Raw genomic sequence first — 25,479 nt, 5'->3', positions numbered from 1 at the left:
CCCAGCGCACCGATCGGCACCACCACCGCCACACCAGCCAGAACGCCACACCACACCAGTGGCGAGCACGTGCGCCGCAGCCCGACCAGCCCGACGCCACGACCGGTGCGCTTGCCGCGGCGACCCGCCGGCAGTGCGCGGTCGACCCGTGGGTGCCCACCGTCGGGCATTGCCAAGGCGGCGAGCTCGGCGGGACCCTCATCACCCTGCGGGAACCCATCGACGCACCGTGTGCCGGGGATCAAGGGGCAGCGCGTGATCACCACCCCTGGGCGATGAGGCGTTGCACCGCATCAGCACGCTCGTCGACCCCTTGGGCGTCGATGAAGCCTCAAGGCGTACGAGACCCTGGCCAGGGGTGTATCGGCGGCGTGAAGACCAATCTGTGATGCCGGACCGCTGTCGCTGGCCCTTGTCACCGCTCGGGACTTGACTGCCACGCAAATGCGCTGCCCCTCGTCGTCGTCGACCTCTCGGACGGGTACCGCTCCGCCACTCGGACAGGGTGACGGAGTGCCGCCCGGCACAGCATCCGGACGGCACGTCACATCACAACAGGGCAAACGCTGCCCGATCCGGCATTGTGGACGATACGTCAACTGGGCGACGACCGGCCCGCGGGACGCCCTCGACGCTTACGGCCGCGCAACGGCCTAAGCCGCTGATCGGTCAGCCCAAGCCTGCTCCAGTGCCTGAGTGAACATCTCGACCGATTGGACGCCGCTGACCCCGTAGCGCCGGTTCAGCACGAAGAAGGGCACACCACTCGCACCCAGTTCGGCGGCCAGTCGCTCGTCGGCCCGCACCTCTTCGGCGTACGCATCCGGATTGTCAAGCGCCTCCCGTGCCTCCGCCTCGTTCAGCCCCGCCTCGACGGCCAAGCCCACCAGGGTCTCCCTGTCATAGACCGAGCGCTCGTCCGCGAAGTTCACCCGAAAGGCGAGATCTATCAATTCGACCTGACGACCGCGGGTCTTGGCAAACTGGAGGAGACGGTGAATGTCGAAGGTGTTTCCGAAGACGCGTCCTCCAATGCGGTAACCGAGCCCCACGGATCGCGCCATGGTCGAGGCTTGCTCCTCCCTGGCGATCTGTTGCTCGCGAGTACGGCCGTACTGTGCCGCGACGGCTTCGATGATCGGTACCGTGCCGTTCTCGGCCTGCGGATTGAGCTCGAACGACCGGTGCACCACCTCCACGTGATCGCGGTGCGTGAAGGCGGCAAGCCCTATATCAAAGCGCGCTTTGCCGATATAGCACCAGGGGCAGGCTATATCAGTCCAAATATCGACGCGCATGTGTGGCAACTCCCTGTTTTGCGAGGGGCGCACGGATGCAGAACCCGCAGTACGGAAGCGAGGCCGCGGTGCAATCTGATCCGAATGAGCCCCGCCTAAACCATATCCGGCCCGCTGGACGATCGGTCAGCCAAAGAGTAGACGACCGAACGTCTAGTTGCAATCGCGGGCAGGCGGGGACCACGAAGCAGCGTGCCCGGCCGGCGTTGTCGGTCACTCCACGGCTCGCACGGGAGAATCCGGGGCGGGGACAGATATCGATGGATCCACGGCGAACTGCTCGGCCTGGGAGGCAAGGTCGATGCCTCGACCGTCCGGGAGATCCTGCACAAAGGCGGGATCGACCCCCGCGCCCCAGCACACGGACCATTCCTGGCCCGCCTTCCTCGAAGCCCAGGCCGCCTCCGCAATCGTGGCCACCGACCTCTTCCGCGTCGACGCGGTCTTCAATGGCCCGAACGCGGCGGGCTGGTACGGCGTTGAGAACAGCTTCCGGTGGCCGTTCTCGCGTTACGACGGCGTCCGTTGCCGGCCGTCAGGAGCGCCGCTTGCGGCCAGGCCTGCCGACGGGCGCCACCGCGGCGGTCCCGGCTCCGGCCGTGCCGGAGCCCGTACTGCCCGGCTCGTGCTCACAGTCCGATGCGTGTGCGCAGCCCATGAGCGCGCTTCCCGCTAGTGTCCTGCGCCGCAAGTGCCAAGCCTAAGTTCACTAGGGTTTTATGGTGCTCTGGGGGTGATTTTGGTGAGGTAGTCGGCGAGCGAGTTCAGGATCTCGTCGGCGGTCTTGGTCCAGGTGAAGGGCTTCGGGTCCTCGTTCCAGGTCTGGATCCAGGTGCGGATGTCGTTCTCGAGAGCCTGGATGGAGGTGTGGACGCCGCGGCGGATGAGCTTGTCGGTCAGCAGGCCGAACCAGCGCTCGACCTGGTTGATCCAGGAGGAGCCGGTCGGGGTGAAGTGGACGTGGAACCGGGGATGCCGGGCCAGCCATTTCTGGATCTCGGGGGTCTTGTGGGTGGCGTAGTTGTCGCATACCAGATGCACGTCGAGCTCGGTCGACACGGCCTTGTCTATCGTGATCAGGAACTTTTTGAACTCGATGGCGCGGTGGCGTCGGTGCAGAGCACTGATGACGCTGCCGTCGGCAATGTTGAACGCGGCGAACAGGCTCGTGATGCCATGGCGCAGGTAGTCGTGGGTGCGACGCTCGGGCATGCCGGGCATCATCGGCAGCACCGGCTGGGATCGGTCCAGCGCCTGGATCTGGCTTTTCTCGTCGACACAGAGCACCACCGCCCGCTCCGGCGGGTTGTGGTAGAGCCCGACGACGTCGACGACCTTGTCCACGAACTGCGCGTCGGTGGAGAGCTTGAACGAATCCTGCAGGTGCGGCTTGAGGTCAAACTTCTGCCAGATGCGCCCGATGGTGGACTTCGACAGGCCGGTACGTTCGGCCATCGAGGCGCGTGACCAGTGGGTGGCGTGCTTCGGTGTGGACTCCAAAGTCGCCGCCACGACATCCTCGACCCTGTCGAGCAGGATCGAGGGTGGCCTGCCGGGGCGCGGTTCGTCGACCAGACCGTCCAGGCGGTCCTCGACGAACCGGGCCCGCCAACGGTTCACCGTCGCCTGGGCGGTGCCGAGTTCGACCGCGACCTGCTTGTTCGTGCCGCCCTCCGAGCATCGCAGCACGATCCTGGCCCGCAACGCGAGGGACTGGGCCGTCTTCGCCCGCCTCGCCCATCGGGTCAGTTCCTCCCGCTCCGACTCGGTGAGTACAAGTTCCGCCTTGCGGCGGCCGGGCCGTGGCTCGTCCGCAAGGCCCGCCAGTCGGTCAGCCGCGAAACGGGCCCGCCACTTGCGCACGGTCGCCACATTCACGCCCCTATCGGCCGCCACCCGCGTACTTGACACTCCGTCCGCGCAGGCCAGGACGATCCCGGCCCGCTCGGCGAGCCGGGCCCCCGCCCCGCCGGCCGCCCAGTGCGACAACTCAATGCGCTCCTTCGAGGAGAGCACAATCTCTACAGCCTTCGGACCTCGTTGCGACACGAAAAACAGACTACAGACTTATGACTGATATTTCCGGCGCAGGACACTAGGTCCTGTGGAGCTTTTCCGACGAGCCATCAGGGTTGCGGTCGCGCAGCCCCGGACGGGGACAGCCTTCGGGATTAGATCACGAAGGGCCGGCACGCGTGGGCTCTCTGATCGCCGCGACTGCGCTGGGGCAATGCCGTTACGGCGTGGGGACCCACTCCAGGGTCGCGCGGTGGGAGCGCCTCAACTGATTGTCGGACGCGGGGGTTCGGGCACCCGCCGGGTCGAGAGTACCCAGCCGGCGAAAGCCTCGACACCGTCCACGACCGCTTCGAACCGCAGCGAGTGGAAGAGGTCGAAGGCGTGCTGGGCGCCGGGGAGTTCGGCGTACACCACGGTGGCGACGGAGGCGCCCCGCAGGTCGGCGGCGAAGCGGCGGGCGATGGCGACGGGTACCTCGGTGTCCCGGTCGCCGTGCACCAGGAGGAAGGGCGGCGCGTCCGCGGTGATGTGCGTCGAAGGGGAGGACTCCGGTCCCCGGCCGTAGTAGGGCCCGTAGTAGCCGTTCAGCCCGATCACGGCGGTGACCGAGGTGTCGGCGGCCTCGAAGCCGGGCTGGAGGGCCGGGTCGCCGGGCGTGAGGGCGGCGAGCGCCGCCAGATGCCCGCCGGCCGAGCTGCCCGCCATGAACAGTGTCGCGGGATCGGCTCCGTACGCGTCGCCGTGCTCGTGAACCCAGGCGATCACCCGCTTGGCATCGATCAGGTGCTCGGGATGCTCGACGTCGGGCCGCAGGCGGTAGTTGGCGCTGACGCAGACCCAGCCGAGGCTCGCGAGCCGGTACAGCAACGGCATGGAGTGTTTGCTCTTGCGGCCCCCGTGGTAGCCGCCGCCGTGCAGGTGGATGAGTACGGGGGCGTTCGTGGGCCGCGAGTGGTGGTGGTAGACGTCGATCCGGTGCCGTCGGCCGGCTGTGCCGTACGGCAGGTTCGCCACCCGCACCACGCCGCGCGGGCGGCCGGCGAACGGCCGGAGCAGGATCCGGGCGAGCGGCCGGCGCCGGCGCAGCCCGGCGGCGGTGTCGGGGGTGATCGCCTTCCGCCAGTCGGGGCCCAGGCCCTCGGCCAGGGCGCGCTCGACCGCTGCCCGGCCGCGCCACCCGCGCGTGACGACGACCGCGAGCCCGGCTGCGGTGACCGCCGCCGACGCGACAGTCGCCCAGCTGGCGGGCGCGTGGATGTCTTCCTGGGCGAAGGCGACGGCCGTCCAGAGCAGGATCCAGGCCAGGGCGACGAAGGGCAGCTCGCCGATGACCAGACCGATCCGGAAGCTCACGGCGGCGAGTGGCCGAGGCCGGCGCACCGGCGCGAGGGCGAACAGCGTGCCCGCGGCGATGAAGACCACGGTCCACAGATAACCGACAGGCACGGGATCATCCTCCGAATCACGTCCGGGGCCACGGCTTCACCCCACCCGTGGTACCCCATCTGTGGTACCACGGGTGGGGTAATATCGCCAGCGTGAACAGGAACCGGCGCGACAGTCTGCGGGACGCGGCCATCCAGGTCCTGGCCGAGGCCGGCGGGCGCGGCCTGACCCACCGGGCCGTCGACGCCGCCGCGGAGGTGCCCCCGGGCACCGCCAAGAACTACTTCCCCACCCGGGACGCGCTGCTCGCCGCCGTCGCCGAGCGGTGCGTGGAGCTGTACCACGACGTGCCTCGCCCGGCACCCGCCGACCGTGCGGGTCTGGCGGCCATGCTGCGCGCACTGCTGGAGAACGTCGCCGGCCCCGGCCGCGCCCGCATGCTCGCCTACCTGGAACTGCGCGCGGAGGCCGCGCGCCGTCCCCACCTGTCAGCCCTCCTCGACACCGTGGCCATCGCCGACTTCACCGCCTTCGAGCGCGCCCAGGCCGCCGTCGGCCTGCCGGTGACCCCGCAGCGCGCCGCCGCCGTCACACTCGCCCTGCATGCCGCCATCCCCCACCTGCTGGCCGGCAGCCAGGACATCCTCACCGCCGTAGGCCTGGACGACCTCGACCGCTTCACCCGCGGGCTGCTGGACACCGTCTACGGCCCGGCCCGCGGCGCCCCCGCGCAGAGCGACGCCGCGACGGTCTCCCGGTAGCCGGCCAGCGCAGGCCCCAGCGGGTGTCGGGCCACTCGACGGCCTGGTGCAGGACCGAGGCGCGCAGGCCGTGGATCGTCGCCAGCAGCCAGACGCGTTGTACTGCGACATCCGACGGGCGGGGGTTGCAGCGGTCGTCGTAGGCGGTGATCTCGAAGCGCGACGGCTCTCCCTTTCAGCTCGACGGGCCTACGGGCCGGGCCTCGGGTGCGGGCAGCACCACGCGGATGGTCTTGCCCCGTCCGTCCGGGGCGGGGGTGATGACGAGCCGGCCTCCGAAGTCGCGGACAAGGTCGGCGAGCTGACCACGATGTGCGAACGGGCCATCCGCAACTACGACCCGTGCATCTCCTGCTCCACGCACTTCCTCGACCTCACCGTCGACCGGACCGACGGCGGCGCCTGACCGCACTCGGGCCGGGCCCTGCCGGATCAGAGCGTCCGACGGCCGTGCCCGGTGGCGATCCAGTGGGCATGGTCGACGATCTCCTCGGCGACGAACGGGGGCGACGCCGTCGTCGGGTTGGCGGCCTGTCGCCTGTCGTAGGGTGCCGGGGCCGTCGGGCCTCAGGTGCCCGGTTCGCCGGTCGGCCGGGGCACGGTGACGATCGGGCAGCGGGCGTGGTGCAGGAGGCCGTGCGGCACGGAGCCGAGCCGCATGCCGGTGAATCCGCCGTGCCCGCGACGCCCGACCACGACGGCGAGTGCGTGCTCCGATGCCTTGGCCAGTTCCTCCACGGGGTGGCCGCGGATCACCTCGTGCGTCAGGTCCACGTCGGGGTACCTGTCGGCGTGACCGGCGGTGGTCTCGGTCAGCAGCCGCCGCAGCGTCTGGGTGGCCGTATGTTCGTCGATCCGGGCGATCAGCTGCGACTGCCACACCCAGATGGCACGCAGGGCGGCTCCCCGTCGGGCCGCCAGGTCGAAGGCGACATCGACCGCGGCCGCCGACGACGGGCTGCCGTCGACTCCGACCACGAGGTTGGGCGGGTCCTCGGTGACGTGCTCGGGCTCGCGCACCACGACCACCGGGCAGGCGGCCTGGGCACTGACCGGGAGGGCGACCGAGTACGTGCTGAAGTATTCCTCCGGGCGGGTGAGCCGGCGGGAGCCGAGTACGACGAGTTCGGCGTTCGGCGATTCCCGGCACAGGATCTGGCCCGGGATGCCGTCCACGAGGTTGGTGGTCACCGCCAGCCCGGGGTGGATTTCGCCCGCGAGCGCTGCGGCCTTGTCGAGCATCCGGCGTCCGGTCTCACGGAGATCCTCGTGGTGGCGCTCCTCGAAGCTGCCCCGATCGGAGGCCGGCTTCGGGACGGCATGGACCATCAGCAGGGGCAGCCCGCGGCGATCCGCCTCGTCGGCGGCCCAGGCGGTCGCGAGCCGACCAGGACCCTGTGCGTCCACACCGAGGACGATCGGACGGCGTTTGCTGGCGGATGCCATGGCTCCTCCACCGGTGCTCGTGGGTGGTCCGTCGAAATCCGGGCCCTGTTCGTACCGTAGGCGGCGGACTGCGCCGGTCGGCAGGGCCGAGCGGCCCCAACATGACGGCCGGGGCCCCGGCACCGCCGTCCACGACCGGCCGGCCTCCGCGGGACCTCGTTGGCGGACCGGCGGGAGGGAGTGCGGCGTGGGAGGTGACCGAAGCGAAGTGAGGTGGTTGCGCGTGAGCGGGAACGGTTCGACCGCCCGTGTCGTGGTGGGCATCGACGGCTCACCCTCGTCGTCTGGCTGTTCAGCAGCGGCCCGGTGGACAGCTCCGCCGAGCCGCACGAGATCCCGCCGGTGCCCGGCGCGGCCAAGGTGATGGAACACCTGCACGCCCGCGGGCACGTCACTTTCGGAGGCAGCCTCACCTCCGAAACCCCCGGCTGGATCGCCCGCACCCTGGTCAAGCACGGCAAGGGCGGCGACTTCAGGAACCCGGAGCAGATCCAGACCTGGGCCCATGAGATCGGGAACGAGCTGCGCTCCCAAGGCCCGGCGTGACGCCGAAGGGGAACGAGCGCGTTTCGCGCCTTTCGATGCCGACGATCGAGATCGCCTCGCTGACCAAGTGCTACCCCAGCCCATTTCCTGGGGCGGCCGATCGTCCGGGCTCAGAGCGAGAATCGGTGGCTCTCGCCCGGGCGGACGATGGTGGACGAGCCCCGAAGGCCGATTCGGATGGGCTCCTGGAGGCTCTCCTGAAGGCTGACCGTCACGCTGTGCCGGTCGACGGAGAGGACGATGCCCCAGTGGCCGCGGTAGCGGAGGTCCAGTTCCACCTGGCCGATCGCCGACGGTAGCCGGGGGGCGAGCCAGAGCGTGTCCTGGCGGATCTCCAGGCCGGTGTAGCAGCGTTGCAGCAGGTCAACGGTGCCGGCCATGGCACCGAGGTGGATGCCCTCGGCGGTGGTGCCGCCCTGCACGTCGGCCAGGTCGCCGTCGAGGGCGTCGCGGAAGAACCGCCAGGAGGCGCGGCGGTCGGTGCGGGTCAGGACCCAGGCGTGCACCACCGCGCTGAGCGTCGAGCCGTGGACGGTGCGCCGCAGGTAGTAGTCGGTCGTGCGGCGCAGCAGCTCGTGGCCGGCCGGATACCCGAGTCGGCGCAGCAGGTCGCGGACCTCGCGCGCGGAGAACAGGTAGAAGAGCATCAGGACGTCCGCCTGCTTGGAGGCCTTGTAGCGGTTCACCGTGTCGCCCTCGGCCTCCAGGATCCGGTCGAGCCGGCGCAGGTCCGGGTAGCGGTGCCGGTAGGCCGTCCAGTCGAGTTCGGCCAGGCGCTCGTACCCGTCGAACTGGCTGAGCACGCCGTCGTGGAACGGTACGTGCAGGCGCCGGCTCACCTCCTGCCAGCGCTCGAGCTCGTCCCGGCCGAGGGCCAGCCGTTCCAGCAGTTCCTCACGCCGGTAGCCGGGCAGGACGTTGACGGCGTCGAGGGCGCGGGCGAGCACCCACGAGGCCAGCACGTTGGTGTAGGTGTTGTCGTCCAGTCCGGGCCGTTCGGACCAGGGACAGGCGTCGTGGTACTCGTCCGGCCCGACCACACCGCTGATCGAGTACCGCCGGCGTTGCGGGTCGTACACCGCGGTCGTCGACCAGAAGCGGGCGATCTCCAGCAGCATCTCGGCGCCGGTGGTGGCCAGGAAGTCCATGTCACCCGTGGCCTGGTAGTACTGCCAGACGTTGTACGCGACGGCGGATCCGACGTGACGCTGGAGGTGGCTGTGGTCGGGCAGCCAGCGCCCGGAGAGCGGGTTCAGGTGCAGCTGCTGGGACTCCTCGCTGCCGTCCGATGCGCTCTGCCACGGGTACATCGCGCCGCGCAGGCCGATGGACCGGGCGGCCCGCCGGGCGGCGTCGAGCCGGCGGTGGCGGTAGCGCAGCACGGCGCGGGCCAGCTCGGGAAGGCGCAGGTTGAGCAGTTGGAGGACGAAGAGCTCGTCCCAGAAGACGTGGCCGCGGTAGGCCTCGCCGTGCAGGCCGCGGGCGGGGATGCCGACGTCGAGGTCGACGGAGTGCTCGGAGTAGGTCTGCAGGAGGTGGAACAGGTGCAGGCGCACGGTGGCGATGCCGTCGAAGTCCGCGTCGATCCGGCACCGGCGCCACAGCTCCGTCCACCGCAGGGCGTGGTCACGCACGAGCCGGTCGAAGTCCGGGGCCTGCGTCACCAGCGTCCGGGCGGCGCGCAGGGGAGCGCCGATGGCCGGGTCGCGGGAGGTGTACACCGCCACCGTCTTCTCCACCGTGACCGGTGTCCCCCGCGTCGCGTCCAGCGCGAGGACCTGGGCCGTCCAGCCTTCCTCGATCTCGTCGGTACGGGCTGCCGGAAGGGGTGTGCCTGCCCGGTGCGCGCGCGTACGGGCGGCGAGCGCGATGCGCAGCGGTGATCCGGTCGAGGCCGCCTGGAGCCACAGGGGGCCGTCGGGGTCCGCGCCTTGTCCGTCCGGCGCGAGGTGACGGTCGGTCAGGCCCCGGTAGCGGGCGACGCCCGTGTTGGACACGTCCGCGTCGAGCGCGGAGCGGACCTCCAGCCGGCCGGACCAGTTCTCGGGCACCAGCTCCGTCTCCAGCGCGAGGAGGTGCGGCTGGGCCTGGCTGGCGATCCGGCGCTGCGTCAGCCGGGTCCGGCGGCCGTGCTCGTCCACGACCAGGGCCCGCCTGGTCAGGACGCCGCGGCGCAGGTCGAGCGCCAGGCTCTCCGTCGTGGCGGGCCCGGTGAACCAGTCGCCCTCCTCCGGGCGGAAGGTGAGGGGCAGCCAGTTCGGGCAGTTGATCAGGTCCTCGTTCTCGACGGTGCGGCCGTCGACCAGGGAGATCGCGCGGTCGTAGCAGCCGGCCAGGTACGTGCCGGGGTAGTGGACGCCGTCGGCGCGGCTCTCCGGCGCGGCCGCGCGGCTGACCAGGTAGCCGTTGCCGACCGCGCAGAGCACCTCTCGGATGCCCTCCGCAGCCGGGTCGAAGCCCTCGTAGCCCAGCTGCCATGGGTCGGTGGGTCTGGAGCCCCGGGGGCGTGCGAGTCCGTCGCTCACGGTGAGTCGTCGGTGGGCATCGTCCCGACGGTGCGGATGAGTCGTCCGGTGATCTTGTCAGGGCGGATCCGCACCCACGTGTCCCGCTGACCGCCCACCCAGGGCTGGGGGTTGGCGTGTTTCCCGAACCGTTCCATGGCGTCCGCCTCGGTGACCTGATCTGCCGGACCGGTGACGAGGACGCTCCAGCCGGTGCCGAGTGCCTCGTCGAGCCGGTCGACCTCGAAGGCGACGCGCTCGCCCACGGCGACTGCTGCGGTGCTCTGCGCTGTCGTGCGATAGAGCACGGTGCCGTCCAGAGTGCGGTAGTTGACCGGCAGGACCTGTGGACCTTCGGGCGTGGACCGGGCGACCCGGCCCACGCCACCTGGTTCCATCTTCGCCCAGCACTCCCGGGGCTGCAGCTCCTCCACCACCGGGCGGGGGGACGGTGCGGCCTGTCCGGGCGGAAGGTCGAGGCCGCCGCCGAGCAGGTACCAGACCGAGGTGTCGAGCGTGCCCGCAAGCCTGGTGACCGTCTCCAGGTCGACGGTGGCCGGACGTGACTCCAGGTACTCGAGGTAGTTGACGGCCATGCCGGCCTTGGCCGCCACCTGCTCGCGGCTGAGGCCCAGCTGTTTACGGCGGTGTGCGACGCGGCGGCCGACGTCGCCGGGGTGCGCGGAGTGGCCCTGGGCACGGCCGCGTTCTGTTGCGCTCATGAACATCCTCCCTCTCCTGTCACGGGCACCTTCATCCGTTCGGCAAGCGGCTGCCGTGACCTGCTCACTCTCATCCTTCGCCGAGCCTCGGACCAGGTACCAGGGCCGTTCGGGCACCGCTTGACGACGCACGGGCCGACGGAGGCGGGCCCCCGGCTCGTCGGCGGGCCGTCCGGGCCGACCGGCCCTGGTGTCGCACAGCGCTTCGGCAGACGCTGGAGTCAGACCCGCCACCGAGCGCTCGGCCGTGGTCGGGCCGGACCGAGGGAGTCGCAGATGTCCACCGTCCAGCGCCCGCCGTCCGCCGCAGAGGCCCTGCTGGCCGACGGCACCATCGCGGTCATCCGGCCGCTCGAACCCGAGGACCGGGCTGCCGCACTCGACCTGCACGCCGTCCGGATGTCCGAGGCGAGCCGCCGGATGCGCTTCTTCGGTGCCAGCCGCCGAGCGCCGCAACTCGCCGCCGACCGGCTGTGCGGGCCACCCCGCCCCGGCTTCCTGGCGCTGGGTGCGTGGGTCGCGGATGAGCTGGTCGGAGAGGTCGACTACGAGGCCGAGACCGGTCACGAGGACACCGCGGAGCTCGCCCTCTCCGTCGCGGACGCATGGCAGCACCGTGGCGTGGGGACCCTGCTGATCGAACACCTGGTCCACGCGGCACGCGAGCGAGGCGTTCACGCGATCGAGGCCGACACCCTCGCGGGGAACCTGGCGGTCCACCGGGTCTTCTCCGACCTCGGGCTGCCCGTTCACCGCCGCTTCGATCAGGGCGAGATCCGCGTGCGCGTCGCCCTGGACGAGGGCGACGAGCACTACCGCGAGGCCGTCGACCAACGTGGTCGTGCCGCCGACGTGGCAAGCCTCACCGCGCTGCTGAGGCCCCGCTCGGTCGCGGTGATCGGCGCCTCCAGGAGGCCCGGGTCGGTCGGCCGGACGGTGCTGCTCAAGATCCGCCAGGGAGGGTTCAACGGTCCGGTGTGGGCCGTCAACCCGCATGCCGAGAGTGTCGCCGGCGAGCCTGCCCACCCCTCGGTCGCAGACCTGCCGGGCGTGCCCGACCTCGCCGTGGTCGCCGTTCCGCCCGCCGCGGTGGTGGGCGCGGCACAGGAGTGCGGCCGGGCCGGGGTCCGAGCCCTGGTGGTGCTCACCTCCGGTCTGGACGCGGCCACCGCCCGGCAACTGATCCACGCCTGCCGCCACTTCAGCATGCGTCTGGTCGGCCCGAACAGCCTCGGCATCGCGCAGACCGACCGGCCGGTCCGCCTGGACGCCGAGTTCGGTGGCGCCTTCCCGCTGCCCGGCACCGCAGGGGTGGCCGCGCAGTCGGGCGGAGTCGGCATCGCACTGATGGAGCGGCTCGCCTGGCTCGGCATCGGCGTCTCCAGCTTCGTCTCCCTCGGGGACAAGTACGACGTCAGCGGCAACGACTTGCTGCGGTGGTGGGAGAGCGACGGCCGGACCGACCTGGCCCTGCTCCACCTCGAGTCCTTCGGCAACCCCCGCGCCTTCGCCCGTACCGCCCGCCGGGTCACCCGCAAGCTCCCCGTGCTCACCGTCGACGCCGGACGCTCCGCCGCCGGCCGCCGCGGCGCAGCCTCGCACACGGCCGCCGCCGCGACCCCGACCGTCACCCGGGAAGCCCTGTTCCGGCAGGCCGGTGTCACGGCGGCCCGCAGCATCGCCGAACTGGTCGAGACCGCGGCCCTTCTGCACAGCCAGCCGCTACCCGGTACTCGTGGCACCGTCGCCGTGGTCTCCAACGCCGGTGGCATCGGCATCCTGGCCGCCGACGCCTGCACCGAGGTGGGGCTGTCCGTCCCGACGCTTCCCGCCGGCCTGGCGGCCGAGCTGCTCGCTCTGCTCCCCGTCGGCGCCAGTGCCACCAACCCCGTGGACACCACGGCGGCCGCCGACCCCGTCGAACTACGCAGGTGCGTCGACGCACTGGTGCGCAGCAACGCCGTGGACGCCCTCCTGGTCTGCCTGGTGCCGACCGCCCTCGCCGTGAACGCCGAACAGGATCCGGTCCGCGCGCTGCTGGACGCACCCGCCCGACGGAAGATCCCGGTCGCCGCCGTGATGATCAGCCAGGAGGTACCGGTCCGGTACCTCACCGGTGCCGACGGCGGCCTGCTTCCCGTCTACGCCGACTCCGGTGCCGCCGCCCGGGCCTTCGCGCACGCGCGGGACCGGGCGCGGTGGCTGGCGGAGCCGACCGGCCCCGAGGCCCAGGCCGCAGACACCGACCCGGAGGCGGCCCGGCGGCTCGCCGACGAGTTCCTCGCCGCCCACCCGGCCGGCGGCTGGCTCGACCCGGCCGCAGCAGCCCAGCTCCTGGAACACTACGGACTTCCGCTCACCACCTCCCTCCGGGCCCAGGACGAACACACCGCGGTCGTCTCCGCGCGGTCACTGCGCCGGATAGGCCACGACGGCAAGGTCGCGCTGAAGGCCTACTGGCCGGGGCAGGTCCACAAGAGCGCGGCCGGAGCCGTCCGAACCGGCCTGCAGCGGGACGGCGAAGTCCGGACCGTCTACCGCGAGTTCACCGAACGCTTCGGCGACCGGATGGCCGGCGTCGTGGTGCAGCCGATGGCCGCGCCCGGTCTCGAACTGCTCGCCGGCGTCGTGAAGGACCACGTCTTCGGCCCGCTGGTCGTCCTCGGCCTCGGTGGCACCGCCACCGACGTGCTCGACGACCGCTCCACCCGGCTCGCGCCGCTGACCGAACGCGACCTCACCACGATGGTCACCGATCTGCGCAGCGCCCCGCTGCTCCTGGGCCGTCCGGGTGTGCCTCCCGTCGACCTGCCGGCCGTGCGTCGGGTGCTCGCCGCACTGTCCCACTTGGCCACCGAACTCCCGCAACTCGCCGAGGCCGACCTCAACCCGCTGATCGCCGGGCCCGACGGACTCCTGTGCGTGGACGCCCGGATCCGCCTGGAACCCCTTCCCGTCTTCGACCCGTACCTGCGCCGGCTGCGCCGACCGCCGAACACGGACGCCACGAAGGAACGGTGAACCACGGCATGCTCGACGGTGCGCCGCGCGAGTCCTTCGCCGATTCCGGCATCGCGCGGGCCATCCGCCGGTCCCCGGTCCGTTGGCATCGACTGTGAGGTGTTACGACAGCCCCGACTGCTCGGCCTGCCGTGCCGCCGTCACCACCTCGCTCACCCCGTTCCTGGTCCACAGGCCCTGCGGCCGCGTCAGCCGTTCCACCACGCCGCCCAGCCAGTCGCCGTCGGCGAGCCGGTGCGCCTCGCCCGCTCCGACCGTCTGCGTCAGCAGTTCCTCCAGGAGCACGAGCTCCATCGGCGGGTACCAGCGCGGGTGGCGGTCGAAGAACACCGCGTGGTCGTCGTAGGGGTCCCGTACCATCATGCGCAGGTAGCCGCCGCCACGTCCGCGGAAGGGGCCGGGCAGGCCGCCGAGCATGCCCATCAGGGCGAAGTTCCCGCTCTTGCCGGGGAACTTGCCGCCCAGGACCAGAGCCATCCCCGACATGATCCGGGGCCAGGGGGTCACCTCCTCCCCGGAGTCACGCGCATGCGCGTGCAGACCGTCCGTGCCGAACTCCACCCACGCACCACCGCCCGGCCGGCCGATGTCCCCCAACACCCAGCAGCCGTCGACGCGTTCCAGTGGGCCCAGAGGGGCGCTTGTCTTGTTCACGCTCTCATTTGATCATGCGTTCCCCACATCGCACCGCTGCTTCCTCGCGCAAAGTGGCAGAGTGTCCGTCAGGGCGTCAACAGCCTTTCAAGGCTGGTGAGTTCGGCCAGGCAATATCGCTGACACGGACCCACTGGCTGCAGGATCGTGGAACCAGGTCCGCGCCGAACCGGGTGCCGACCCCGAGGCTCCGGTCTCCGAGTTCATGTCCGCGCCTGCCGTCACGGTGGATGCGACCGACGACCTGGAGACCGCCTACCGGGCCTTCCGCCGGGCCGGGGTGCGTCGACTTCCCGTGGTGGACAGGCACCGCCTGGTCGGGCTGCTCGCCGTCGACGACCTCTTCCTGGATGTCTCGCAGCACCTGTCCGACCTACTGGGGCCGCTCTCCTTCAGCGCTCTCCGAGAGGGCAGTGCCGGCCCCGGCCCGGCAGCACACCCGCCGATCTCCTCAGGAGCACGCCATGACCGCCAGTGGAACACCGTCGGTGAGGTGATGACCCACGCCGTCGTCGCCGTGGGCCGCGATGCGACCTTCCGGGAAGTCCTGGACACGCTCCAGTAGTGGAAGGTCCCTCGGAGTGGTGGACGTCGACGTCAGGGCTGCCGCCCCAGCCTGACACGAGGAGGCCGCCACGCTTCGATGAGGCGGGTGCCGCCGCAGCGGGACGACGCGGTCCGCACCGGGCCGTCCGCCGTTGTCCAGCCGGTCCCAGCTGTACCAGCCCACGCGGTCGCAGCCCGTCTGGGCGAGCCCGCCCACACCTCCCGCCGGTGGCGCGGGAAGGGTTGTGGTCATGTGGCCCCACGCCCCCGGCGTCCTGTGCGGCCGGGCCGGGGCACGGGGACAATCGAGGCAGGTGTACGCCGTCCGCTTCAGGAGACGATCGATGGACGTGACCGAGGCCCGCGATGCCGGGCAGCCGCTGCGCGTGTTCCTGCTGGACGATCACGAGGTGGTGCGGCGCGGGGTGCGGGACCTGCTTGAGGCCGAACCCGACATCGAGGTCGTCGGCGAGGGCGGCACCTGTGCCGAGGCGCTGGCTCGGGTCCCGGCCCTGCGACCCCAGGTCGCGGTGCTGGACGTACGGCTGCCGGACGGCAACGGGGTGACGGTCTGCCGGGAGCTGCGTGACCGGATGCCGGGGCTGGTCTGCCTGATGCTGACCTCCTTCGACGACGACGACGCCCTGCTGGACGCGATCATGGCCGGTGCCGCCGGGTACGTCCTGAAACAGGTCAAGGGCGCCGACCTGGTCAGCGCGGTGCGCACGGTGGCATCGGGGCAGTCGATGCTGGACCCGGCCACCACCCGGAGGCTGATGGAGAACCTGCGGCACCGCGACGAGAGCGACAGCGATGCCGCGCTGGCCGAGCTGACCCCGCGCGAACGGGAGATCCTGGCGCTGGTGGGGGAGGGGAAGACCAACCGGGAAATCGGCCGGGAGCTCTACCTCGCCGAGAAGACCGTGAAGAACCACGTGTCGCGGCTGCTCGCCAAGCTCGGCGTCGAACGCCGGCTCCAGGCAGCCGTGATCGCCGCCCACGCCGACACCGAACAGCACCCGACCCGGTCGCATTGAGCCCGCCCGGCCCACAGGCCAGAGCCGATCGGCCCAAGCCAGGGTCCCGCGCCCGGGCGCACCGTGGGGAGTGAGGCACGAGCCTCGCCGTCACCACCGGGAGCCCGCGATGATGTACTGGAACGACATGGGCGGTTGGGGTCTCGGCCTGATGGCCATAGGGGTGCTGCTGCTCCTCGGAGTACTGGTCGCCCTCGTCCTCGCCCTGACCGGCTACCTCGGCCGCACGCCCCGGCAACGCCCCCCCGACTGGCAGCCCGCCCCGCCGCCGTCGCCGGAGCAGCTGCTCGCGGAGCGCCTCGCCCGGGGCGAGATCGACCCGGACGAGTACCGCCACCGCCTGGACACGCTGCGATCCGGCCCGTCCCGGCCGGCCTCCGGCTGACCCGTCGACACCGGGAGAACGCCATGGACACCTTGGCCCTCGACGCCGCCGCGTTGGAGAAGCTGCTCTCCGCCGCGGTCGCCGCGCCGTCCATCCACAACAGCCAGCCGTGGCACTTCCGGCTGGACCCGGACACCTCGACCCTCCAGGTGCGGGCCCTTCGAGAGCGCTCGTTGCCGGTCACCGACCCGGACGGGCGCGCGCTGCACATCTCGGTGGGAGCCGCGGTTCTCAACCTCCGCGTCGCCGCCCGCCGGCTGGGCTGGGCGCCGCGGGTCCGGCTGCTCCCCGACTCCGCCGAACCCGACCTGCTGGCCGCCGTCGAGCTGGACGAACTGTCGCACGCGCATCTCACCAGCACCGAGGAACTGTACGTGGCGATCTGGCGACGGCACACCATCCGAACGCCGTTCACCGCCGAGCCGATCCCCGCCGTGGTCCTCGACCAACTCGCCGAGACCGCACGGGCGGAGGAGGCACAGCTGTACTTCCCGGCCGGTGAGGAGCGAGCCCGGCTGCTGCAACTGACCGCGGAGGCCGAGCGCCGCAACACCACGGATCCCGCACGCGGCACGGAGAGCCGCAGCTGGATCCAGGGGCCCGACGCCCCCGCGTACGGGATTCCCGTTGCCGCGCTCGGCCCCCAGGACAGCGCCGGGCGGATGCCGATGCGGGACTTCTCCGCCATCCACCCCGTGGAGCCGCTGACGCCGGCCCCGTTCGAGACCGAGCCGTGCATCGCCGTCCTCGCCACCCGGGGCGACGGCCCGGTGGACTGGCTCCGGGCCGGCCTCGCGCTGGAGCACGTGCTGCTGGTCGCGACCGTGCACCGGGTACGGGCATCGCTCCTGCACCAGGCCATGGAGTGGCCCGAGCTGCGCTGGGTCGCCCGGGACCCGCAGCAGGGCCCGGGCCACGCGCAGGTGCTCGTCCGCCTGGGCTACGGGCCGGAAGGCGCGCCGACACCCCGCCTGGCCGTCGCCGACGTCCTGGACCCGGAGGACCGCGGTCCCGGCCGGCCCTGAGAGCCTGCCCCCGGCCGGCTGCGGCCGCCGACGGACGAGGACCGGTGACCCCGCTCGACGAACCGCGCAACCGAGCCGTTGGCCTACCCCATGGGGTCGTCCCGGAAGGACGGCCCCGGTCCGCTGATCTAGCCTGGACCCCAGGGGCGCCGGTAGCCGCGGCTCGCACGGACGGAGTGTGTGGTGGCCTCATCCTCGGAACCGGGCCACACGCCCAGGAATCCGGCGCAGCCGAGCCTCGACGACCTGCTGAGCGGACTCCAGTCACGCCTGGACGCCGCACGCGGCACCACGGACCGCATCAACAGTCTCCTGGAGGCGGTGCTCGCGGTCGGCCGGGACCTCGACCTCGGTCAGGTGCTCCAGCACATCGTGGAGGCCGCGGTCTCGCTCGTGGACGCCGAGTACGGCGCGCTGGGCGTCATCGGTGAGGACCACCGGCTCTCCCAGTTCATCCCCGTCGGCGTCGACCAGGGTCAGATCGAGCGCATCGGGCCGCTCCCACGCGGGCACGGCCTGCTGGGCGAGCTGATCCGCCGTCCCGAGCCGCTGCGCCTGACGGAGATCTCCGAGCACCCGTCCTCGTACGGCGTGCCGGAGCACCATCCGCCGATGCACAGCTTCCTCGGCGTGCCGATCCGGGTCCGCGACAAGATCTTCGGCAACCTCTACCTGACCGAGAAGCACGGTGGCGCGGAGTTCGACGCCGAGGACGAGGCGGTCGTCTCGACCCTGGCGGTGGCCGCGGGCGTGGCCATCGACAACGCCCGGCTCTACACGAGGGCCAGGCTGCGCGAGCGCTGGCTGGCGGCCAGCGCGGAGGTCACCAACCTTCTGCTGTCGGGCAGTTCGCAGCAGGAGGTGCTCGACCTGCTGATCGCCCGGGCCGCCCAGATCGCCGGGGCGGACCTCACCGTGGTGGCCCTGCCCGTCTCGGACGACGCCTCGCTGGAGGTGCGGGTGGCCGTGGGGCTGGACGCGGATGTGCACCGGGGGCTCGTCCTGCCGCGCGTGGGGTCCTTCGTCGGCGCCGCCGTGCAGACCGGCGGACTGGTCAGCACCGTCGACGTGCGCAGGGACCCCAGGATCACGGCCGGGCCGCCGCGGTGGGCCGGCCTCGGGCCGGCCGTGGCCGTGCCCATCGGGACAGTCGAAGGCGGCGTTCGCGGGGTGCTGATGCTGGCCCGGGCCGTGGGCAAGCGGGTCTTCGGGCCGGAGGAGTCCGGCCCGCTGGCGGGTTTCGCGGGGCAGGCCGCCCTGGCGATGGAGCTGGCCGAGCGCCGCCGGGACTCCGAGCAGGTCGCGCTGCTGGAGGAACGCGACCGGATCGCCCGGGACCTCCACGACCTGGCGATCCAGCGGCTGTTCGCGACCGGCATGACCCTGCAGGGCGCCACTCGCTTCATCGACCACCCCGAGGCGTCGGACCGGGTGCTGCGCGCCATCGACGACCTCGACGAGACGGTGCGGACGATCCGTTCGAGCATCTTCGGGCTGCGGGCCAGGGAGCAGGGACCGGCCGCCCACGGGCTGCGGGCCAGGGTGACCGGTGCGGTCGACCGGGCCGCCGCGGGCCTCGGCTTCGCCCCCGCGCTCAGGACGGAAGGGCTGCTGGATCTCCGGGTGCCGCCGCCGGTCGCCGACGAGGTGGTCGCCGTGCTGGAGGAGGCGCTGTCGAACGCCGTCCGCCACGCCCGCGCCGACCGTGTCGACGTGGAGCTGAGCGTCGACGGGGAAGTGAACCTGACGGTCACCGACGACGGCGTCGGCCTCCCGCAGGCCGGGCCGCGCAGCGGGCTCGCGAACCTCGCGGAGCGGGCGAAGCACCTCGGCGGGAGCTTCCGGGCCGGAGCGGGACCCGACGGCGGGACCCGGCTGGTGTGGCGGGTGCCGCTTCCCCCAGCGCAGCGCCGGACAGGATGAGGGTCCAACGGTCCTCGAACAGGCCTGGAAGCCTCAAGGCCCGCAGGGGCGGCGTGCGGAACGGTGAGTGCATCCGGGCCGGGTCCGGCGGACCGGGCGGAGGCATGAAGGGCACCCTCGCGGATCCGGCCCGACCTCACATCCGGGGCCGCCGTCCGGGCAGGTGCTGCCCGGGCGCCCGGGCAGGAAGGAGGCCAGAATGAAAGCGGCAGTCGGGGGGAGCGAAGGAGCACGTCATGACACATCCAGTGATCGTCGGGGTCGACGATCCCGCGAGCGCAGGTGAGGCCGTCGACTGGGCCGCGGACGAGGCCCAGTCCCGGGGGATGCGCCTGCACCTCGTCCACGCCTGGCTGTGGGAGCCGGATCAGGCACCGGAGTCGCTGGACGCACAGGCCGCCAGGCGAGCGGGCGAGGAAGCGCTGCGGGTGCTCGCCGAGCGGGTCGCCGCCCGGCACCCGGATGTGGAGATCAGCAGCGGGGTCGTGGATTCGAGCCCGCGTGAGGCACTGGTCGCACTCAGCGCCGCGGCCGGCCTGCTCGTGGTGGGCTCGCGGGGATCCGGCGGGTTCCACGAACTGCTCGTCGGTTCCACGAGTCTGCACGTCGCCGCGCACGCCGCCTGCCCGGTCGTCGTCGTCCGGGCAACCGGCGCCGGGGCGACGGACGGCGTCGCGGTCGGCGTGGAGGGGCGTGAACCGTCCGAGGGGCTCCTCGAGTTCGCCTTCGACAGCGCCCTCCGACGCGGCCTGCCGCTTCGCGCGGTCCATGCCTGGAGCTACCCGCTCGTCCTCGGGCCGGGCCATGCGCTGCCGCCCGTGTACGAGTCGGGCCACGTGGCCGGGGAGGAGCAGCGGCTCCTCGCCGAGATCATGGCCGGATGGCAGGAGAAGTACCCCGGTGTGCCGGTCGAGGAGGAGGCCGTACGGTCCGGGCCAGCGAAACACCTGGTGGCCCTGTCGAAGTCGCACCAACTCGTCGTGGTGGGCCGCCACGGGAAACCGGAGAGACCCTTCAGCCGACTCGGCTCGGTGAGCCAGGCCGTCGTCCACCACGCCCACTGTCCGGTCGCCGTCGTTCCCCTGGCCTGACCCCGGCCCCGCCGCGGGCCTACTCGCCGCCCGGGAGCGGGCACGACGCCGGGCGTGCTCGGCCCGGGTGTCCCCGTCAGCCGGCCCGACCGGCCCTAGGATCCGCGCCCGGAGCGGCGGACCGTTGGACGGTGGGAGCACACCTTCGGTGACGAGGAGAGTGATCGGGCATGAAGGCGCTGACCTACCACGGCCCCGGCCGCCGCACCTGGGGCGAGGTCCCGGACCCGGCCGTCCTCGATCCGGAGGACGCCGTCGTGCGGGTGGACGCGGTGACCATCTGCGGCACCGACCTGCACATCCTCAAGGGCGACGTCCCCGAGGTCACCGACGGCCGCATCCTCGGCCACGAGGCCGTCGGCACCGTCACCGGGACCGGGGCCGGCGTCAGGACGGTCGCTCCCGGCGACCGCGTCCTGGTCTCCTGCATCTCCGCCTGCGGACGCTGCGCGTACTGCCGCACGGGCACCTACGGCCAGTGCACCGGCGGCGGAGGCTGGATCCTCGGCCACCTCGTCGACGGCACCCAGGCCGAGTACGTCCGCACCCCCTTCGCGGACAACTCGCTGCACCGGCTGCCCGCCGGCGTGACCGACGAGACCGCCCTGCTGCTCGCGGACATCCTGCCCACCTCCTACGAGGTCGGCGTCCGCAACGGCAGGGTCGGCCCCGGCGACACCGTGGTGATCGTCGGCGCCGGGCCGATCGGCCTCGCCGCGATCACGACCGCCCGCCTCTACAGCCCCGCCCGAATCGTCGCCGTCGACCTGGCGGTCGGCCGGCTGGAGGCCGCCGAACGGGCCGGCGCCGACGACACGCTCACCGTCGAGGACGCCACCGACGAAGCCGTCCGGGCCCTCAGCCCCGACGGCCTGGGCGCCGACGTGGCCATCGAGGCCGTCGGCGTCCCCGCGTCCTTCGAGCTGTGCACCCGGGTCGTGCGCCCCGGCGGCCGGGTCGCCAACGTCGGCGTCCACGGCAGGCCCGCCACCCTGCACCTCGAGGACCTGTGGATCAGGAACGTCACCATCACCACCGGCCTCGTCGACACCCACAGCACCCCGATGCTGCTCGACATGCTCGCGGCCGGCCGGCTCGACGTCTCCGGCCTCGTCACCCACCGGTTCGGGCTCGACGAGATGCAGGACGCCTACGACGTCTTCGCCGACGCGGGCCGGCACGACGCCCTCAAGGTCGCCCTGTTCAGGACCTGAGCACTGCGGGGGGAGCGCCGCCCTGCACGGCGCAGGGCAGGTCCGGCAGGATTCCCGATGCGGCTACGGCGGGCGGGCCCGTCGTCCGTGCAGGCGCAACGCGTGGATCCGGCTCGGGCCGGACCGCGAGACCAGGGCCGTTCGGCGTGGTCGGCGGCCCGAGGGGCCCCTGCCGCAGGACGACGGACACGCGGGAGGCTGGCCGGTAGGCGGAGGGCTATCACCGACCGACCAACTGAAGGAGGCCGGCGTCATGTGCGCGAACTCGCTCGGTGGCCGGCCCCTGAAGCCGACAGGATCTGCTGCGGTCGCCCTGGCCCTCGGCGCTGCCGGCGACAGGAACGCGGCCGCCTTCGACCATGCGGCCTCAGTGCTCGGAGGTGGCCCCGATGGTCCGTTCTGACACCCCGCACGACGACGCCGATCAGCCGCTCTCGACGGACGGCGGTGCCGAGGAGTGCACGCGGGAAGAGAGCCTCGAACTGCTCCGGCAGGCGGCGGTCGGGCGCCTGATCCACACCGATGACGCGATGCCGGCCGTGACTCCGGCCTGCTTCACCCTGGACGGCTTCGGCGTGGTCGTCATCCCGCTGCCGGCCGGCTGGCGGGCGGACGTGATGGATGGAGAGGTGGTCGGGTTCCAGGCGGACCGCTTCGACGAGCGGACGCTCCGAGGGTGGACTGTGCTCGTCGTGGGGCGGTCGTACCTGGTGACCGACCCCGCCACGGTCGCGGACCTGCGTCGCCGGGGCCCATGGCAGTGGGGACACCGACCGACCAGGGGCTACCTGAGCATCCACCCGGAACTCGTCGCCGGCACCCGGTTCGGTACGTGACCTCCGCCTCCGAGCCCGCGCAGACGCCGACCCGCCGCCAAGGAGCGGAAGTCAGGCGTCACCGGCTCTCCCGAAGGAGGAGCACGCCCCTGCTTCGCTCCACCCACGCCCTCCGAATCCTCAGCGTGGCGCGTCCTCGCGCGCGAGTGCGTTCTCCCGCAGGTCCGGCTCCGCACGGAGGGTCCGGGCGAACCATGCGCCGTAGCGGCTCCCCAGGAAGGGAGCCGATGCCCCGTGCAGGAGGATGCTCAGGCCCACGGTCACGGCGACGACCTCGCCCAGCAGGGTCTCACCGGGCAGGTGTTCTTCGATGGCGAGCAGGCCGAACACCAGGGAGGCGAGCCCGCGCGGACCGAACCAGCCGATGTAGGCCACGGAGGCGGCCCGAAGACCGGTGCCGACCAGTGAGAGGGCGACCGGCAGCATCCGCACCACGGTCAGGCTGAGCAGCGCGTAGCCGACCGTCCGCCAGGTCAGGTGCTCGAGGGTCGGTCCCAGGATGACCGCGCCGAAGACGAGGAAGCTCAGGGAGGCGAGCAGGAGGCCGAGCCGTTCGGTGAACCTCGTGCTCTGCTCGGGATCCAGGTCCTGGTCGCGGAGGCCTCGGTCGGCGGATGTCCGGCGCAGGTGGACACCGAAGGCCAGGCCGGCGGCCCAGGCGCCGATGAAGCCGCTGCCCTCGGCCGTGACGCACAGCGCGTACGCGATCGCCGGAACGGCGAGTGCCAGGAACTGCCGCCAGTCGGGGCCGCTCCACCCTCGGGCGAGGGACCAGCGCATCAGGCTCGCCCCGGCCCAGCCGGCCGCGAGTCCGATCACGCCGCTCAACAGCAGCGCACGCAGGAACGTCTCGGCAACACCCGGATGGCCGTGCCCCTCACCCGCTGCGGCCAGCGCCAGCACGAAGAACGGCAGCGCCAGACCGTCGTTCAGACCGGATTCGACGGACAGGCCGCCGCGGACCAGCGCGGGCACCCGCTTGTCGGAGACGGCCTGCTGCCCCAGCGCCGCGTCCGTCGGCGCCAGGATGATGCCGGCCAGGGCCAGCTCCCACACCCCCAGACCGGGCAGCAGGGGCCAGGCGGCCAGCCACCCCAGGGCCATCGTGGCAGGCAGGCCCACCGCGAGCAGCCGCAGCGGCAGGAACTCCTCCCGGCGCAGGTCCCGTGCCTTGATCGTCGCCGCGTCCGCGAACAGCAGGAGCACCAGCGCGCTCTCCAGCAACGTCCGCGTCACCTCGGGATCCCGTGCCCGGTCCAACAGGTCCAGGCCCAGTGGGCCGATCGCCAGCCCGCACACCATGAACACCAACGGTCCCGAGAGCACCGTGGTCGACAGGCGCCGCGACAGTACCCCGTAGCCGACGACCACTCCTCCGGCGACCACGATGGCCCATTCGGTCATGCGCACTCCTCACACCAGGTGTCCGTCGTCGCTGGGCGGCTGCACCACGGGCGGCGTGGCAGGTGGCCCGGGCACGCCCTCCCACCTCACGTGGAGACACGGACCATGACCCTACGTCGCGACCGACCGGCACCCCGGGAATCCCGCTCCGAACGCGCCCGGGCCCGGCCCGGTCGGCCCAACGTACGGTGACCGCGCCGAGCCGGACGGGACGACGCCCTCCGGGCGCGCTCCGGTCAGCCGGCCCCGGGAGCGCCTGCGGAGGCTGCCCCGGGTGGGTGCGGATGGGGCGGGGTGCGCAGGGCGAGGACGGCGAGGTCGTCGCGGCCGTCACCGATGTGGGCGTCGGCCAGGATCCGGCACAGGTCGTCCAGGTGCAGGCCGGCGTGGGCGGTGGCGACCCGGGCGAGCTCGGTGAGGCCGGCGTCCAGCGGGCGGCCGGGGTGCTCGACCAGTCCGTCGGTGAACAGCACGAGTGTGGCGTCCCCGGGGATCGGGTGCTTGTGGTCGGGGCGGGGCACGTCCGTGTCCACGCCGAGCGGCAGGCCCGGGTCGGCGTGCAGGTAGCGGGCGGTGCCGTCGGCCGACAGCAGGAGCGGCGGCGGGTGTCCGGCGTTGCTCCAGTGCAGCGTCCAGCCGGTGGTGGCGGGCTCGATGCGGACCAGGCAGGCCGTGGTGATCGGGTTGTCGGTGATCGCGTCCAGGGTGCGGTCGAGCTGGGTGAGGACCGCGCTGGGCGGGGTGCGGCGGTCGTACAGCAGGGCGCGGAGCATGTTGCGGGTCTGGGCCATGGTGGCGGCGGCCTGGAGGTCGTGGCCGCCGACATCGCCGATGACCAGGGCGCAGGCGCCGTCGGGGAGCATCAGGGCGTCGTACCAGTCGCCGCCCACGTGGTCCGGGGTGGCGGCGGGCCGGTAGACGGCGGCGGTCTCGAACGGGTCGAGGTCCGGCAGTTGCGGGAGCAGGAGGCGCTGGAAGTACTCGGCGCTGGCGCGGACCTGCCGGTAGAGGCGGGCGTTCTCGATCGCGAGGCCGGCCGCCCCGGCGAGCGCCACGACGATGTCCTCGTCGTGCACGTCGAACGGCTGTCCGTCGCGACGCTCGGAGAGGTACAGGTTGCCGTAGACCCGGCTGCGGGAGGTGACCGCCACCCCGAGCAGCGTCCGCATCGGCGGATGGCCGGGCGGGAAACCGACCGACCGGGCGTGGGCGCCGATGTCCGCGACACGCAGCGGTTCGGGGTGGTCGATCAGGTGCTTGAGGAGCCCGCGCCCGTGGGGAAGGGCGACCCCCGCCAGGTCCGCCACCTCGCGCTCGCTCAGCCCGACGGGAATGAACTCCTCGAGTTGCTCGCCGTCCTCGCTCAGCACGCCGAGCGCGCCGTAGCGGGCGTCGACCAGGCCCATGGCCGTGGTGATCACGCGCCGGAGCACGACCGGCAGCTCCAGCTCCCGGCCCACCGCCATCACCGCGTCCAGCAGGTCCTGGAATCGGCTCTGGGCGTGCGCGAAGTCCTGCAGACGCCCGACGAGCCGGTCCATGTCGTCGGGGCGATGGCCGGGGTCGGGAACGTCCGGCCGCGCCGATCCATCCTCCGGACCCATCGAGCCTGCTTTCGGTCGTCCGGCTGAACGACCCACCGCCGCGTACGACGGCTCGCC

At 72.3% G+C, this 25,479-nt stretch carries 20 protein-coding genes; 11 read left to right on the top strand and 9 right to left on the bottom strand.

Annotated features, from left to right (window positions below):
* Positions 1-653 precede the first annotated feature (653 nt).
* The 3 genes from OG871_RS05935 to OG871_RS05925 all read right to left on the bottom strand — a co-directional run bounded on the left by OG871_RS05935 (position 654) and on the right by OG871_RS05925 (position 4,763).
* Positions 654-1,298 (bottom strand): DsbA family oxidoreductase, encoded by a 645-nt coding sequence (locus OG871_RS05935; RefSeq protein ID WP_371494712.1) that lies wholly within the window; start codon positions 1,296-1,298, stop codon positions 654-656.
* A gap of 717 nt (positions 1,299-2,015) precedes the next feature.
* On the bottom strand, positions 2,016-3,287 hold the full coding sequence (locus tag OG871_RS05930; RefSeq protein WP_371494711.1) for an IS630 family transposase: 1,272 nt from the start codon (positions 3,285-3,287) through the stop codon (positions 2,016-2,018).
* Between the two features lie 291 nt (positions 3,288-3,578).
* Positions 3,579-4,763 (bottom strand): alpha/beta hydrolase, encoded by a 1,185-nt coding sequence (locus OG871_RS05925; RefSeq protein WP_371494709.1) that lies wholly within the window; start codon positions 4,761-4,763, stop codon positions 3,579-3,581.
* Positions 4,764-4,855: 92 nt separating this feature from the next.
* Here OG871_RS05925 and OG871_RS05920 point away from each other — a divergent pair, with 92 nt between their 5' ends.
* Entirely contained in the window at positions 4,856-5,464 is a 609-nt protein-coding gene (locus OG871_RS05920; protein ID WP_371494708.1) for a TetR/AcrR family transcriptional regulator, read from the top strand.
* Positions 5,465-6,031: 567 nt separating this feature from the next.
* Here OG871_RS05920 and OG871_RS05915 read toward each other — a convergent pair.
* Complete coding sequence (locus tag OG871_RS05915; RefSeq protein WP_371494706.1) at positions 6,032-6,910, bottom strand: universal stress protein; 879 nt, start codon at positions 6,908-6,910, stop codon at positions 6,032-6,034.
* A 306-nt stretch (positions 6,911-7,216) separates the two neighbouring features.
* Between OG871_RS05915 and OG871_RS05910 the strand changes: the two genes are divergently transcribed.
* Positions 7,217-7,456, top strand: a complete 240-nt coding sequence (locus OG871_RS05910; protein WP_371494704.1) for a hypothetical protein — start codon at positions 7,217-7,219, stop codon at positions 7,454-7,456.
* A 110-nt stretch (positions 7,457-7,566) separates the two neighbouring features.
* Here OG871_RS05910 and OG871_RS05905 read toward each other — a convergent pair whose 3' ends face one another.
* Together OG871_RS05905 and OG871_RS05900 are read right to left on the bottom strand one after the other, a co-directional pair.
* The gene (locus OG871_RS05905; RefSeq protein ID WP_371494702.1) at positions 7,567-9,981 is read right to left on the bottom strand and encodes a glycoside hydrolase family 65 protein; all 2,415 of its coding nucleotides are present in this window, start codon (positions 9,979-9,981) and stop codon (positions 7,567-7,569) included.
* Positions 9,978-10,682, bottom strand: a complete 705-nt coding sequence (locus OG871_RS05900) for a helix-turn-helix domain-containing protein (protein ID WP_371494699.1) — start codon at positions 10,680-10,682, stop codon at positions 9,978-9,980. Before OG871_RS05900 ends, OG871_RS05905 begins: the two co-directional genes overlap by 4 nt.
* Before the next feature lie 276 nt (positions 10,683-10,958).
* Between OG871_RS05900 and OG871_RS05895 the strand changes: the two genes are divergently transcribed.
* Entirely contained in the window at positions 10,959-13,703 is a 2,745-nt protein-coding gene (locus tag OG871_RS05895) for a GNAT family N-acetyltransferase (RefSeq protein ID WP_371494697.1), read from the top strand.
* Between the two features lie 102 nt (positions 13,704-13,805).
* On the opposite strand, the gene OG871_RS05890 is transcribed toward OG871_RS05895, so the two are convergent.
* On the bottom strand, positions 13,806-14,357 hold the full coding sequence (locus tag OG871_RS05890; protein WP_371494695.1) for a hypothetical protein: 552 nt from the start codon (positions 14,355-14,357) through the stop codon (positions 13,806-13,808).
* A 205-nt stretch (positions 14,358-14,562) separates the two neighbouring features.
* Here OG871_RS05890 and OG871_RS05885 point away from each other — a divergent pair, with 205 nt between their 5' ends.
* The 8 genes from OG871_RS05885 to OG871_RS05850 all read left to right on the top strand — a co-directional run bounded on the left by OG871_RS05885 (position 14,563) and on the right by OG871_RS05850 (position 22,414).
* Positions 14,563-14,922 (top strand): CBS domain-containing protein, encoded by a 360-nt coding sequence (locus tag OG871_RS05885; RefSeq protein WP_371494693.1) that lies wholly within the window; start codon positions 14,563-14,565, stop codon positions 14,920-14,922.
* A gap of 325 nt (positions 14,923-15,247) precedes the next feature.
* Positions 15,248-15,940 carry a response regulator gene (locus OG871_RS05880; RefSeq protein ID WP_371494691.1) on the top strand — a complete coding sequence of 231 codons (693 nt, stop codon included), beginning with the start codon at positions 15,248-15,250 and terminating at the stop codon, positions 15,938-15,940.
* 109 nt (positions 15,941-16,049) lie between these two features.
* Positions 16,050-16,325, top strand: coding sequence for an SHOCT domain-containing protein (locus tag OG871_RS05875; protein WP_371494690.1), 276 nt, complete (start codon positions 16,050-16,052; stop codon positions 16,323-16,325).
* Positions 16,326-16,348: 23 nt separating this feature from the next.
* Positions 16,349-17,350 (top strand): hypothetical protein, encoded by a 1,002-nt coding sequence (locus OG871_RS05870; RefSeq protein ID WP_371494688.1) that lies wholly within the window; start codon positions 16,349-16,351, stop codon positions 17,348-17,350.
* A gap of 183 nt (positions 17,351-17,533) precedes the next feature.
* Positions 17,534-19,273 carry a GAF domain-containing protein gene (locus OG871_RS05865; protein ID WP_371494686.1) on the top strand — a complete coding sequence of 580 codons (1,740 nt, stop codon included), beginning with the start codon at positions 17,534-17,536 and terminating at the stop codon, positions 19,271-19,273.
* Positions 19,274-19,509: 236 nt separating this feature from the next.
* Positions 19,510-20,364: a universal stress protein gene (locus tag OG871_RS05860; RefSeq protein ID WP_371494684.1), complete on the top strand. Its 855-nt coding sequence runs from the start codon at positions 19,510-19,512 to the stop codon at positions 20,362-20,364.
* A 170-nt stretch (positions 20,365-20,534) separates the two neighbouring features.
* The gene (locus tag OG871_RS05855) at positions 20,535-21,578 is read left to right on the top strand and encodes a zinc-dependent alcohol dehydrogenase family protein (RefSeq protein ID WP_371494682.1); all 1,044 of its coding nucleotides are present in this window, start codon (positions 20,535-20,537) and stop codon (positions 21,576-21,578) included.
* Between the two features lie 389 nt (positions 21,579-21,967).
* Positions 21,968-22,414: a pyridoxamine 5'-phosphate oxidase family protein gene (locus OG871_RS05850; RefSeq protein ID WP_371494680.1), complete on the top strand. Its 447-nt coding sequence runs from the start codon at positions 21,968-21,970 to the stop codon at positions 22,412-22,414.
* Positions 22,415-22,534: 120 nt separating this feature from the next.
* Here OG871_RS05850 and OG871_RS05845 read toward each other — a convergent pair whose 3' ends face one another.
* Positions 22,535-23,818, bottom strand: a complete 1,284-nt coding sequence (locus OG871_RS05845; RefSeq protein WP_371494679.1) for a cation:proton antiporter — start codon at positions 23,816-23,818, stop codon at positions 22,535-22,537.
* A 236-nt stretch (positions 23,819-24,054) separates the two neighbouring features.
* Entirely contained in the window at positions 24,055-25,359 is a 1,305-nt protein-coding gene (locus OG871_RS05840; RefSeq protein WP_371494677.1) for a PP2C family protein-serine/threonine phosphatase, read from the bottom strand.
* Positions 25,360-25,479: the final 120 nt, after the last annotated feature.

This window comes from Kitasatospora sp. NBC_00374, from assembly GCF_041434935.1.
Taxonomy (GTDB): Bacteria; Actinomycetota; Actinomycetes; order Streptomycetales; family Streptomycetaceae; genus Kitasatospora.
Note: the sequence above shows the minus strand (reverse complement) of the source record. Positions and strands in the feature narration are given on the sequence as shown.

Bases quoted from the DNA above. Each gene is read 5' to 3' on its own strand.
- OG871_RS05935 (WP_371494712.1), bottom strand. From the start codon at position 1,298: ATGCGCGTCGATATTTGGACTGATATAGCCTGCCCCTGGTGCTATATC.
- OG871_RS05915 (WP_371494706.1), bottom strand. From the start codon at position 6,910: ATGGCATCCGCCAGCAAACGCCGTCCGATCGTCCTCGGTGTGGACGCA.
- OG871_RS05900 (WP_371494699.1), bottom strand. From the start codon at position 10,682: ATGAGCGCAACAGAACGCGGCCGTGCCCAGGGCCACTCCGCGCACCCC.
- OG871_RS05895 (WP_371494697.1), top strand. From the start codon at position 10,959: ATGTCCACCGTCCAGCGCCCGCCGTCCGCCGCAGAGGCCCTGCTGGCC.
- OG871_RS05885 (WP_371494693.1), top strand. From the start codon at position 14,563: ATGTCCGCGCCTGCCGTCACGGTGGATGCGACCGACGACCTGGAGACC.
- OG871_RS05880 (WP_371494691.1), top strand. From the start codon at position 15,248: ATGGACGTGACCGAGGCCCGCGATGCCGGGCAGCCGCTGCGCGTGTTC.
- OG871_RS05875 (WP_371494690.1), top strand. From the start codon at position 16,050: ATGATGTACTGGAACGACATGGGCGGTTGGGGTCTCGGCCTGATGGCC.
- OG871_RS05870 (WP_371494688.1), top strand. From the start codon at position 16,349: ATGGACACCTTGGCCCTCGACGCCGCCGCGTTGGAGAAGCTGCTCTCC.
- OG871_RS05860 (WP_371494684.1), top strand. From the start codon at position 19,510: ATGACACATCCAGTGATCGTCGGGGTCGACGATCCCGCGAGCGCAGGT.
- OG871_RS05855 (WP_371494682.1), top strand. From the start codon at position 20,535: ATGAAGGCGCTGACCTACCACGGCCCCGGCCGCCGCACCTGGGGCGAG.
- OG871_RS05850 (WP_371494680.1), top strand. From the start codon at position 21,968: ATGGTCCGTTCTGACACCCCGCACGACGACGCCGATCAGCCGCTCTCG.
- OG871_RS05845 (WP_371494679.1), bottom strand. From the start codon at position 23,818: ATGACCGAATGGGCCATCGTGGTCGCCGGAGGAGTGGTCGTCGGCTAC.
- OG871_RS05840 (WP_371494677.1), bottom strand. From the start codon at position 25,359: ATGGACCGGCTCGTCGGGCGTCTGCAGGACTTCGCGCACGCCCAGAGC.